Genomic DNA, 11682 nt, shown 5'->3' on the forward strand with positions numbered 1-11682 from the left:
CCGGCGGGCGGGTCGAGATGGATTTATGCGAGGGATGGCGGAGATGAGCGATCTGATTTGCGTCGGTTCGGTTGCGGGCTCTTTCGGAGTGCGTGGCGAAGTGCGGCTGAAAAGCTTTTGCGCGGTTCCCGAGGATATCGAACTCTACTCGCCGCTGACCGACGAGAGCGGTACGGCGCGCTATCCCATCGTGCTGACCCGCGCGATCAAGAACGGGTTTGCAGCCCATCTGGGCGGGGTCGAGACCAAGGAAGAGGCCGACGCGCTCAAGGGCGTGCGCCTCTATACCCAACGTGACCGTCTACCTTCGCTGCCTGACGACGAATTCTATCACACCGACTTGATCGGGCTGGAGGTGTTCGACACCGGAGGCACGCTTCTGGGCAAGGTGATCTCGGTGCAGAACCACGGCGCTTCGGATCTGCTGGAGGTGGGCGGTGCCGGGCTGAAATCGCCGGTCCTGCTGCCCTTTACCCAGGCCGTCGTCCCGACCGTGGACCTCGACCAGCGCCGCATCGTCGCCGACCCGCCCGAAGGACTGTTCTGACTGCGGTTGGGGCTGCCCCTAATTCGCGATGTCTGCGCAGGGCCTTTGAGCGCAGCAGCGAATGACGGCATTGAGCCCAAATTCACCGATGCTGCGGACCGCTCGAATGGCCGGTTTCCTTCGTAAACATTTGGCCTAAGCCGTGAATCAAGGGGTTTTCCATCGCGGAAATGGCCGATATTCGTGACGCCGAACAAGGAACCTTACAGACGCAATGCGTCTCAGTTTGCTAGATTGCAGAAGTCAAAGGGCGTTTGAAACTGATGAGCCTTTTCCAGATGGTCGCATGGCAGACAGCTTGGTTACTTCGTCGCAGAAATCGGCAATTTTGGAATTTGACATGAACCCTCTTGGACTTTTGGTCATTGCGGCGACAGCACTCTTCCCCGCATATCAACTCTTTTCGCTGCCGAATGTGACCGACAAGGTTGCACTCTTTTCTCAGTATCTTGGTCTTGCTGCGTTGATCCTGATGGCTTGGGGGCAAATCCTGTCTACCCGGTTGCGAGGTATCGAAACCGTCTTTGGTGGATTGGACCGCGTTTATGTCTTGCACAAATGGGCAGGCATCATCGCCATGATCGCGCTTTTGCTGCATGATACGATTGATGCGGACATGAACGACCTAGGCCGCGAAACTGCGCTCAACGAATTGGCAGAGACCTTGGGCGAAATCAGTCTTTATGGCTTGTTGATCCTCGTGGTCGTGTCGGTTGCGACATTCATCCCATATCACCTCTGGAAATGGACGCACAAAGCCATGGGGGCGATGTTCGCCGCAGGGGTGTTCCATTTCTTTTTCATCATGAAGCCCTTTGCCATGAGCGACCCGTCAGGGCTCTATCCCGGGTTTTTCTGTGTGGCTGGGCTTGCGGCTTACATCTGGATGCTTCTGCCTGAAACGATGCGCCCGAGCTACGGCTACAAGATCACAGACATTCAAGACACGGGTGACGCCATGGCCATCACATTGTCACCTTCAGGGAAACCATTGCGTCCCAGACCGGGGCAGTTCGGTGTGTTGCGATTCACTGGCGCCGGCTTGGCTGAGCCCCATCCCTTCAGCTTTTCGAAAATTGATGAAAACGGCTCTTTGCGGGTAACGATCAAGGCCCTTGGCGATTTTACCTATAGCCTCAAAAACGCGGTTCAGATTGGCCAGGATGTTCGGGTCCAAGGGCCTTTTGGCAGATTTCGACACCATGGCAAAACGCCAGAGATTTGGGTTGCCGGGGGCATCGGCATTACCCCGTTTCTGGCTTGGGCACATGCGCTTGAAGAAACCGCCGAGCATGTCGATCTCTTTTACTGCGTGAAGTCCCGTGACCAAGTGCCACATCTTTCGGAGTTGGAGGCCCTTGCTAATGCGAAATCCAACCTTGATCTGCACTTGATCGTCTCGAATGAAGGCAAGAGACTGTCGGCCACGATGATTTCCCAAAGCATTTCGGGGGATCTGTCAAAGATGCATGTTTCATTCTGCGGTCCGGTTTCGCTGCGCGAATCGCTCAGGAAAGGTTTGGCGCAGCGTGGCGTCAATGCTCGAAATTTTCACTACGAAGAGTTCGAATTCCGGACGGGCGTTGGGTTGAAAACGCTTGCAGCCTGGATCCTGAACCGAAGGGAGACTTCGGCACTGAAAGGCTCGTTACAAGATCAGGCGGCGATTGAGCCTTGAGCTCCATAGCGGCGCTTCGTCCCGCAAAGCAGCCTCCCAAGTTCCGAGGCGCAACCAACCGAGCCCGGCGCGCGCCCTCAGTGCTTGATCACCAACCCTTGTCCGGTGGGGATCTCCAGCACCGTGTGTGCCCGCGCGGCCATGAAGGCGTTTTCAGCGTGGCGTTGCGCAGCGTAGCCGGTCCAGCCGTAATCGTCGAACACGATCATCCCGCCTGGCACCACCTTGTCGAACAGCGCCTCCAGCGCAGCAATTTCCGAGGCCGCCGAATTCATGTCGATATGCAACAGCGCAATCCGCTCGGGACAGGTCTGCGCGAAACTGTCGGGCACCATGCCCTGCACGATCCGCGTGTTGGGCACCTTGGCAAAGCGCTGCTGCACCACCTTCAGGATCGCATCGGGGTCGTCGGCGGTGTCCTTTTCATAGACCTGGTTCGAGCGGTTTTCGGAGTTCATCGCCTCGGGGATGCCCTGATACGTATCATAGAGATAGAGCGTCTTGTCCGATCTGGCGAAATCCAGGTAGTCGGTGAGGAAAGCGAAACAGAACCCTTTCCAAACCCCGCATTCCACGAAATCGCCGGGCAGGTGCATCACGTTCTGCGCCGCCCAGAGCAGCGTGTGCAGCCGCCAGGCGATGGAAAGTTCCTGCTGGGTCTGAGCGTTACGGCGCAGGGTCTCGACGAATTTCTTGTCCTCGCGGAACCCGCCCGCCCGTTGCAGCCCGATCAGGTTGTCCGAGGCATAGACCGCGCCGAACAGTTCCTGCAACGTCTTGAGCGCCTCGCGGAAGCGGTTGGCGTTTTCACCCTGAAGCTTTCCATAGAACAAGACCGGTCGTCCTCCCTGCTGGCCGCAAAGCTATTAGCACAGTTGACCTGCGGGCCTGTCAATCATCCTTGGCCGCCTGATGCCGCTGCCACAAGTCGGGGCGCCGGGCGCGGGTGATCTCTTCGCTCTTTTCACGGCGCCATTCCGCGACCTTGCCGTGATGACCCGACATCAGAACCTCGGGGATGGGGCGGCCCATCCATTCAGCCGGGCGGGTGTATTGCGGATGCTCCAGAAGGCCCGAGGAAAAGCTTTCCTCCTCGGTCGAGGCCTGGTTGCCCAGCACGCCCGGCAGCAATCGCACAGTGGCGTCGATCAGGGCTTGCGCCGCAATCTCGCCACCGGTCATCACGAAGTCGCCCAGCGAGACCTCCTGAATGCCGTAATGCTCCAGCACCCGCTCGTCGACGCCCTCGAAGCGGCCACAGATCAGCGTGACCCCGTCACAGCGCGCCAGCGACTGCATAAGCGCCTGATCCATCGGGCGGCCGCGCGGCGACAGGTAGATCAGCGGCCAGTTGCCGCTAGCACCATGCATCGCCCGTTCGATCGCGGGGGCCAGCACATCGGCGCGCAGTACCATGCCGGCGCCGCCGCCGGCCGGGGTGTCATCGACATTGCGATGTTTGCCGATGCCGAACTGGCGCAGTTCGATGGTTTCCAGCTGCCAAAGCCCCTCTTGCAGGGCGCGGCCCGTCAGGCTTTCGCCCAGAACACCGGGAAAGGCCTGCGGAAACAGGGTGATCACCCGCGCCTTCCACACACCGTGCAGATCTGGCGTGTCGGTGATCAACTCGCGGGGTTGCAGCGTCGGGCGGATAGCCTTGCGGCCATGGGAACGGGTGGGTGCGTTGCTCATGGCCGCTGTCATAGGGCAAGGCGCAGGTCGAGGGAAGCGGCCGCGCGCGCCTAGCCGATCTGCCCGGCCTTCCAGCGTAGCCAGATATCAGGGGCACTGCGGAACACGTTGATATCCACCTTGCCCTCGATCCCCGGTATCAGTCCGGTGCCGGTATATTGCCAAAAGGTCCAGTAAGCGCCGGGATAGACCTGGCGCGGATGGCCCGCGACCGAGCGCAACCAGAACTCGGCATCGCGCAACTGTCCGATGCCGGTGTCGCGATAGAAATCCACCGTCGTATAGATGATGGGCCGGCGCCCGTAATGCGCTTCGAGAATGTCAAGGAACTTGCGTGCCTCGGCCCGCACCTTGGCTCCGTCGGGGCGCAGCGGACAAGTGCGCGAGCGGTGGGTCCATTCCATGTCCAGAACATGCGGCAGGTCAGCGCCGCGCGGCACATGCCGGATGAACCAGCGAGCCTGTTCCTCCGCCGGGCGGCAAAAGTAGTAATAGTGATAGGCACCCCAGGGCACCCCTGCTGCCTGCGCCCCGCGGCGGTGCTCTGCAAATTTCGGATCGGCGACATCGCCACCCTCGGTCGCCTTGATAAAGGCAAAGTTTACACCTGCCGCGCGGGCGGTCGTCCAGTCGATATTGCCCTGCCAACGCGATATGTCGATCCCGTGAATCGGGTAGCTGTGCGGCGCGCGCCCGTCCCAGGGATGCGGATCGGCATCACCGAATTTCGGATAGGTGACCAGTTGCGCCAGTTCGGCCCGCATCGGATCGGGGGCTGCGACCGGCTCGGGTTCGGGCGCACGGCGACCACAGGCAGCCATCAGGCACAGAAGGACGGAGAGGAGGAGCAGGGATCGCATAATGACTCGCTATGAAACCGTGATTTGAAATCAGTACTGCACCAGAAATTGGCGCGGCGTCTGCCAAAAGCAACCACTCGCCCCGGGATAAGCGAAAATCGGCGGGACCTTTGCGGACCTGCCTTAAAAAGTCGCTCCGGGACCCGCAAAGCTCTTGATCCCGGCCCCGGTTGCGCCTAAACGAGGCCGGTCTGGAATCGCCGCTGGCGGCTCCGGATGTTTGGCCTGTTTGCACATTCCATCCGGTTTCTTCGACCGGTTCACCGAGGGTGCCAGACCGAACCAAAGAAACGGACGATCCGATCTCGGGCGGGCGCTGCGGCGGACCCGGTCGAAGGCCACGAGCTCTCGGGACGCACATATCTTCGTGGGTAGAACCACGGGCAAACCAGGAGAAAAGCGATGGATCTTATCGCACAGCTCGAGGCGGAACAGATTGCCGCCCTGGGGAAAGATATCCCCGATTTCAAACCCGGCGACACCATTCGTGTCGGGTACAAGGTGACCGAAGGCACCCGTTCGCGCGTGCAGAACTATGAAGGCGTCTGCATCAGCCGCAAGAACGGCAGCGGCATCGCCGGCTCGTTCACCGTACGCAAGATTTCGTTCGGCGAAGGCGTGGAACGTGTGTTCCCGCTCTATTCGACCAACATCGACAGCATCACCGTTGTCCGCCGTGGCCGCGTGCGTCGTGCGAAACTCTACTACCTGCGTTCGCGCCGTGGCAAATCGGCCCGTATCGCCGAAGTCACCAACTACAAACCCAAGGCTGACGCCGAAGCGTAAGGAGCGGAAAGATGAAAAACGACATCCATCCCGATTACCACCTGATCGACGTCAAGCTGACCGACGGCACCGTCATCCAGATGAAATCCACCTGGGGCAAGGAAGGCGACACCCTGTCGCTGGAAATCGACCCCTCGTCCCACCCGGCCTGGACCGGCGGCTCGTCCCGCCTGATGGACACCGGCGGCCGAGTGTCGAAGTTCAAGAAGAAATACGAAGGCCTGGGTTTCTGAACCCGCTGACTTTGTTCGTCTTCAAGGGTCGCCCGGACGGGCGGCCCTTTTTCTTTGCCGCAACCGGCTCGGGCGACAGAAACCAACCGGAGGCGAGGTACAGAACCCTGTCTGCGCTTCCCTTCGCCCGGCACACAACATATAGTGTGCCCCAATACCGGGCCAGCAAAGGTTCGGAGATCAGGGGACGCAGGCAATGGCGCATATCATCGTCGTCGGCAACGAAAAGGGCGGCGCGGGCAAATCCACCGTATCCATGCATGTGGCCAGCGCGTTGGCGCGGCTGGGCTACAAGGTCAACACGCTGGACCTCGACCTGCGCCAGCGCAGCCTGGGCCGCTATTTCGAGAACCGCGCGGCCTTCAACAAGGCCTCGGGTCTGGACCTGCCCTCGCCCCGCAACCACGACCTGCCCGAGATCGATCCGGCTTCGTTGAAGCCGGGCGAGAACGTGTTCGACCATCGCCTGTCCGCTGCGGTGGCACGGCTCGAAGCAGACAGCGATTTCATCCTGATCGACTGCCCCGGCTCGCATACAAGGCTGAGCCAGGTGGCGCATTCGCTGGCCGACACGCTGGTTACCCCGCTCAACGACAGTTTCGTCGATTTCGACCTGCTCGCCCGGATCGATACCAGCGGCGAGAAGATCCTCGGCCCCTCGGTCTATTCCGAGATGGTCTGGAACGCGCGGCAATTGCGGGCGCAGGCCGGGCTGAAACCCATCGACTGGGTCGTGGTGCGCAACCGCGTCGGCACCCAGCGCATGGTCAACAAGGAAAAGATGGAACGCGCCATCGAGATGCTGGCCAGCCGCATCGGGTTCCGCATCGCTCCCGGTTTCTCGGAACGCGTGATCTTTCGCGAGTTGTTCCCGCGCGGGCTGACGCTCCTTGACCTCAAGGACGTTGGGGTCAAGCAGCTCAACATCTCGAACATCGCCGCCCGGCAAGAGCTGCGCGACATGATGAAAGCGCTGCAACTGCCCGGCGTCGAGATCGATTTCTGATCAGGCGGGCGCTTCGTAGATTGTATAGAGTTCCTGTGGCTCGGACACGCCGCGCAGCATGTACCTGCCCAGGCTGACCAGATCATGCGCCGTATGGCCCGCGATCTCGGCCACCGGTTCGGACAGGATGATGTTGCGCCCGACCGACCGGTGCAGGCCGGACAGGCGCACCGTCAGGTTGACCGCCGGACCGATCACGGTGAAATCCAGCCGGTTCTCGGCGCCGATATTGCCATAGAGGATCTCGCCCGCATGCAGGGCCAGCGTGACCCCGGTCGTGGTCTCGCCCTGGGCCTTGCGCTCGGCATTCTTGCGATCCATGCAACGGCGCATCTGCACCACTGCGTCCAGCCCTGCCGCCGCCGATTGTTCGGGCGTCTCAAGGTTGAACATGGCAAGGATCCCATCGCCCAGGAATTTCAGGATATTGCCACCATGCTCCTGGATGATCGCAACCGCCATGCCGAAATAGTCGTTCAGCATCGCGATCAGCTCGGGCCCCGGTGTGCGTTCGGTCAGTGCGGTGAAGTCCTTGAGGTCGAAGTAACACAGCACCGCGTCGATCTGCTGGAGCGATCCGCGCTGGATCTCTCCCGACAACACCCGCCGCCCCGCATCGCGCCCCAGATAGACCTGAAGCAGATCGCCCGCCATCTGCCGGTTGGCCGCCGATTTCAGCGCCAGCGCCAGTTGCGGCAGCGCCTCGCGCACCAGCCGCAGATCGGTGTCCGAGAACCCGTCCGGCCCGTTGCTCGTCCACGAGATCAGCACCCCTTCGGGCGTGTTCGCCGGGTCGATCCGCTCGAAATGCGCGCGCTTTTCCAAGATCACGCCAGCGGCGAAATAATCGGTCGCCCCACGCTCGCGCAGCTCGTTGAGCAGCGGAAAGCGGCTGTCGACATTGCTGTCCAGCAGACGTTCCCGATACTCCTGCTCGCCGCTGTCGAGCAGGTGATAGAGCGGACTGCGTATCCAGGCCGCGTTTGGGGTCTCGGTATAGCCGTATTCCTCGCTGGATACCCCCTGTTCACGGAACCAGTTGAATCCGAGCCCGCCATATTTCGGGTGAAACGCGCTCTGCGCCACATGCAGGCGATAGAGCGGCACGCCAAGTTCCACCAGCCGCTCGCAATAGCCATGCAGCAATTCGTCCTGGCGCGCACCTTCAAGGCCGCGTTGCAGCAGCCACGAGATCAGCTGTGCCGAAGAGGCATCCGCCTCTGCGTGAAATTGCCCTGCCGCATCCATATGTCTCTCCAGCCCCGTGGCACCTACGCCTGTCACGGGATCTATCTATGCGGTCACACCCCCGGTTTCGAGGGTCACTCCATCGCCGCCAAACGCCGCAGCATGACCCGCAACAGTGCCACCTCGCCCTTGGTGAACTTGGCCGCCATCCGTGCGTCATACTGCTCGGCAATACCGCGCAACTCGCGGTAGACTGCCTCTCCCGCCGGGGTCAATGCCAAACGCTCGGACCGGCGGTCGCGTTCATCACGAGTGCGTGTAAGATAACGCCGTTGCCCCAGCTTGGCGACCGCGCGGCTGACCTTTGTCTTGTGGATCAGCGCCAGATCGCCAATCTGCTTGGCCGTCATCTCGCCGGAATTTCCCAGGTGAAACAGCACCCGCCACTCTGTCCGAAGCATGCCAAAGCGATTCTTATAGACCTGCTGAAACTCCAAAGAACTCTGCTCGGCCGCCTGATTCAGCAGGAATGGCAGGAAACTTCGCAACTCAAAGTCATCATTTTCGGGTAAATTGGTCTCTGTCATGCTTGTTAGTTACAAAATCAACTATTATTCCGCAAGCAGATTACCGGAGACACGCGATATGAACCGACCGACAGACCCCCATCTGCTGACGCAGGCCGCGACGCCCGCCGGCACGACCGAAGGTTACATGCCGGGCTGGGGCAACGATTTCGAGACCGAGGCGCTGCCCGGCGCCCTGCCCCAGGGCATGAACAGCCCGCAGAAATGCAACTATGGCCTTTATGGCGAACAGCTGAGCGGCACCGCCTTTACCGCGACCCGCCCCGAGCGGACCTGGTGTTATCGCATCCGGCCCTCGGTCAAGCACTCGCACCGCTATGAAAAGATCGATCTGCCCTATTGGAAGTCGGCCCCCTGCATCGACCCCGATGTGATCAGCTTGGGCCAGTACCGATGGGATCCGGTGGCACATTCGGGCGCGGGGCTGACCTGGCTGACCGGTATGCGCACCATGACCACCGCCGGGGACGTGAACACCCAGGTGGGCATGGCCAGCCATATCTATCTGGTGACCGACTCGATGGTCGACGACTATTTCTTCTCCGCCGACAGCGAGCTGCTGGTGGTGCCGCAAGAGGGCCGGCTGCGCTTTGCGACCGAGCTGGGCATCATCGACGTCGAACCCAAGGAAATCGCCATCCTGCCGCGCGGCCTGGTCTACCGGGTCGAGGTGCTGGAAGGCCCGTGCCGTGGTTTTGTCTGCGAAAACTATGGCCAGAAGTTCGAGCTGCCTGGCCGTGGCCCGATCGGCGCCAATTGCATGGCCAACCCGCGCGATTTCAAATCGCCAGTCGCGGCGTTCGAGGATCGCGAGACGCCCTCGACCGTGACGGTGAAATGGTGCGGCCAGTTCCACACCACCAGGATCGGCCACAGCCCGCTGGACGTGGTGGCCTGGCACGGCAATTACGCTCCGGTCAAATACGACCTGCGCAATTATTGCCCGGTGGGCGCGATCCTGTTCGACCATCCCGATCCGTCGATCTTTACGGTGCTGACCGCGCCGTCGGGCGTGCCGGGCACCGCCAATATCGACTTTGTCCTGTTCCGCGAGCGCTGGATGGTGATGGAAGATACCTTCCGCCCGCCGTGGTATCACAAGAACATCATGTCCGAGCTGATGGGCAACATCTATGGCCAGTATGACGCCAAGCCGCAGGGCTTTGTCCCCGGCGGGATGAGCCTGCACAACATGATGCTGCCGCACGGGCCGGACAAGGAAGCGTTCGAGAAGGCGTCGAACGCCAATCTTGGCCCCGACAAGCTGGACCAGACCATGTCCTTCATGTTCGAAACCCGCTTTCCCCAGCATCTGACCGAATTCGCCGCCAAGGAGGCGCCGTTGCAGGACGATTACATCGACTGCTGGACTTCGCTGGAGAAGAAATTCGACGGCACCCCCGGCAAGAAATAAGCTGCGGCTGAGGGGGCCCAGATTTTTCGACGAAAAATCTCGGCCTCGCCCGTGACATGCGTTTGGAGACAACATGCCCCTTCTGAAATCCTGGGTGGCTTCGGCCAATAGCGCCAACCACCCGTTTCCGCTGAACAACCTGCCCTATGGCGTCTTCTCGACCGGCGAGGATGAACCCCGCTGCGGCGTGGCCATCGGTGACATGATCCTCGACATGGCCGAGGCCGAGGCCGAGGGTCTCGTCGCGCTGACCGACTATCCGCTGTTCGACGTGCCCTATTGGAACGATCTGATGGAGGAAGGCCCCGCCGTCTGGGCCGCCCTGCGCGAACGGCTGACCGCGCTTCTGTCCAAAGGCTCGAAAGAGCAGGAGGCTGTCGAACCGCTGCTGGTGCCGATGGCCGAGGCCACGCTGCACATGCCGCTGGTGGTCAGCGAGTACACCGATTTTTACGCCGGTCGTCAGCATGCCCAGAACATGGGCGCGATCCTGCGCGGCTCGCCCGATCTGCCGGCCAACTGGCTGCATATTCCGATCGGGTACAATGGCCGCGCCTCCTCGGTCGTGGTGTCGGGTACGCCGATCCATCGCCCCAACGGCCAGACCAAGGCCCCCGATGCCGAAATGCCGTCCTTTGGCCCCTCCAAACGGCTCGATATCGAGCTGGAGATGGGCGCCATCGTCGGCACCGGGTCCGAGTTCGGCCAGCCGATCACGGTGGACGAGGCCGATGCGATGATCTTTGGCTATGTGCTGCTGAACGACTGGTCGGCGCGCGATATCCAGGGCTGGGAATATCAGCCGCTGGGGCCGTTCCAAGGCAAGGCATTCGGCACCTCGATCAGCCCTTGGATCGTGACGGCCGCCGCGCTGGAGCCCTTCCGCGCCCCCACGCCGCCGCGTGAGAAAGAGCTGTTGCCCTATCTCAAGGGCAGTAAGGACGGGCTTTATGACATCGAGCTTGAGGTTCTGATGCAGCCGGAAGGTGCCGACCGCGCCTCGGTCATCGCCAAGACCAACTATAGCCGCATGTATTATTCGGCGGCCGAGCAGCTGTGCCATCACGCCATTGGCGGCTGCGCGATGAATGCGGGCGATCTGTTGGGGTCGGGGACCATCTCGGGGCCGGAACGCGGTGAATTCGGCTCGCTGATGGAACTCAGTTGGGCCGGGCGCGAACCTTTCACGCTGGAAACCGGCGAAAGCCGCGGCTTCATCGAGGATGGCGATACGCTGACCCTGCGCGGCAATGCGCGCGGCGATGGCTATACCATCGGGTTCGGCGATTGCACGGGCCAGATCCTGCCCGCCAAGGCCTGGGGCTGATCTGCGCATGACCCTGTCTCTTGACCATATCCAGATCGCGATCCCCACCGGGGGCGAGGACGCGGCGCGCGCCTTTTGGTGCGCGGGTCTGGGTCTGGCCAAGATCGCCAAGCCCGGCGCGCTGAAGGCGCGCGGCGGGCTGTGGCTGGCGCTGAACGGTGCCGAACTGCACCTGGGGGTCGAGCCCGATTTCACCCCCGCGCGCAAGGCCCATCCGGGCTTTGCCGTCATTGACATAGACACCGTCGCCGCGCGGATCGAGGCCCTGGGCCAGAGCCCGCGCTGGGACGACACAATCAAGAACCGCCGCCGGTTCTTTGCCGAAGACCCCTTTGGCAACCGGCTGGAATTCCTGGAAAGGGAC

At 61.5% G+C, this 11682-nt stretch carries 13 protein-coding genes; 8 read left to right on the plus strand and 5 right to left on the minus strand.

The window, feature by feature from the left end; translation table 11 throughout:
• Positions 1–43 precede the first annotated feature (43 nt).
• Both rimM and AC2FL1_RS18375 read left to right on the plus strand, forming a co-directional pair.
• The gene (gene rimM, locus AC2FL1_RS18370; protein WP_496877881.1) at positions 44–547 is read left to right on the plus strand and encodes a ribosome maturation factor RimM; all 504 of its coding nucleotides are present in this window, start codon (positions 44–46) and stop codon (positions 545–547) included.
• Between the two features lie 286 nt (positions 548–833).
• Positions 834–2225, plus strand: coding sequence for a ferredoxin reductase family protein (locus tag AC2FL1_RS18375; protein ID WP_496877882.1), 1392 nt, complete (start codon positions 834–836; stop codon positions 2223–2225).
• Positions 2226–2302: 77 nt separating this feature from the next.
• Here the strand turns inward: AC2FL1_RS18375 and AC2FL1_RS18380 are convergent, their stop codons facing one another.
• From AC2FL1_RS18380 to AC2FL1_RS18390, 3 genes are read right to left on the minus strand one after another with little or no spacing between them, the layout of a single operon-like run.
• A complete protein-coding gene (locus AC2FL1_RS18380) occupies positions 2303–3058 on the minus strand; it encodes a TylF/MycF/NovP-related O-methyltransferase (protein WP_496877883.1) in 756 nt (251 codons plus the stop codon).
• A gap of 58 nt (positions 3059–3116) precedes the next feature.
• Entirely contained in the window at positions 3117–3917 is an 801-nt protein-coding gene (trmD, locus tag AC2FL1_RS18385; protein ID WP_496877884.1) for a tRNA (guanosine(37)-N1)-methyltransferase TrmD, read from the minus strand.
• A 50-nt stretch (positions 3918–3967) separates the two neighbouring features.
• The gene (locus AC2FL1_RS18390; protein WP_496877885.1) at positions 3968–4777 is read right to left on the minus strand and encodes a glycoside hydrolase family 25 protein; all 810 of its coding nucleotides are present in this window, start codon (positions 4775–4777) and stop codon (positions 3968–3970) included.
• Between the two features lie 402 nt (positions 4778–5179).
• Between AC2FL1_RS18390 and rplS the strand changes: the two genes are divergently transcribed.
• The 3 genes from rplS (at position 5180) to AC2FL1_RS18405 (ending at position 6802) form a co-directional block, all read left to right on the plus strand.
• Positions 5180–5563: a 50S ribosomal protein L19 gene (gene rplS, locus AC2FL1_RS18395; RefSeq protein ID WP_234139892.1), complete on the plus strand. Its 384-nt coding sequence runs from the start codon at positions 5180–5182 to the stop codon at positions 5561–5563.
• 11 nt (positions 5564–5574) lie between these two features.
• A complete protein-coding gene (rpmE, locus tag AC2FL1_RS18400) occupies positions 5575–5796 on the plus strand; it encodes a 50S ribosomal protein L31 (RefSeq protein WP_234139893.1) in 222 nt (73 codons plus the stop codon).
• Positions 5797–5992: 196 nt separating this feature from the next.
• Entirely contained in the window at positions 5993–6802 is an 810-nt protein-coding gene (locus tag AC2FL1_RS18405; RefSeq protein WP_496877886.1) for a division plane positioning ATPase MipZ, read from the plus strand.
• Here the strand turns inward: AC2FL1_RS18405 and AC2FL1_RS18410 are convergent, their stop codons facing one another.
• Entirely contained in the window at positions 6803–8050 is a 1248-nt protein-coding gene (locus tag AC2FL1_RS18410) for an adenylate/guanylate cyclase domain-containing protein (protein ID WP_496877890.1), read from the minus strand.
• Positions 8051–8124: 74 nt separating this feature from the next.
• Positions 8125–8577: a MarR family winged helix-turn-helix transcriptional regulator gene (locus AC2FL1_RS18415; protein ID WP_496825827.1), complete on the minus strand. Its 453-nt coding sequence runs from the start codon at positions 8575–8577 to the stop codon at positions 8125–8127.
• A 58-nt stretch (positions 8578–8635) separates the two neighbouring features.
• Here AC2FL1_RS18415 and hmgA point away from each other — a divergent pair, with 58 nt between their 5' ends.
• The 3 genes from hmgA to AC2FL1_RS18430 form a co-directional block, all read left to right on the plus strand.
• Positions 8636–9991 (plus strand): homogentisate 1,2-dioxygenase, encoded by a 1356-nt coding sequence (gene hmgA / locus AC2FL1_RS18420; protein ID WP_496877887.1) that lies wholly within the window; start codon positions 8636–8638, stop codon positions 9989–9991.
• Between the two features lie 73 nt (positions 9992–10064).
• The gene (fahA, locus tag AC2FL1_RS18425; RefSeq protein ID WP_496877888.1) at positions 10065–11318 is read left to right on the plus strand and encodes a fumarylacetoacetase; all 1254 of its coding nucleotides are present in this window, start codon (positions 10065–10067) and stop codon (positions 11316–11318) included.
• 7 nt (positions 11319–11325) lie between these two features.
• On the plus strand, positions 11326–11682 hold a 357-nt coding region (locus tag AC2FL1_RS18430; RefSeq protein ID WP_496877889.1), incomplete at its 3' end, for a VOC family protein.

Source organism: Ruegeria sp. YKSF070 (genome assembly GCF_059612725.1).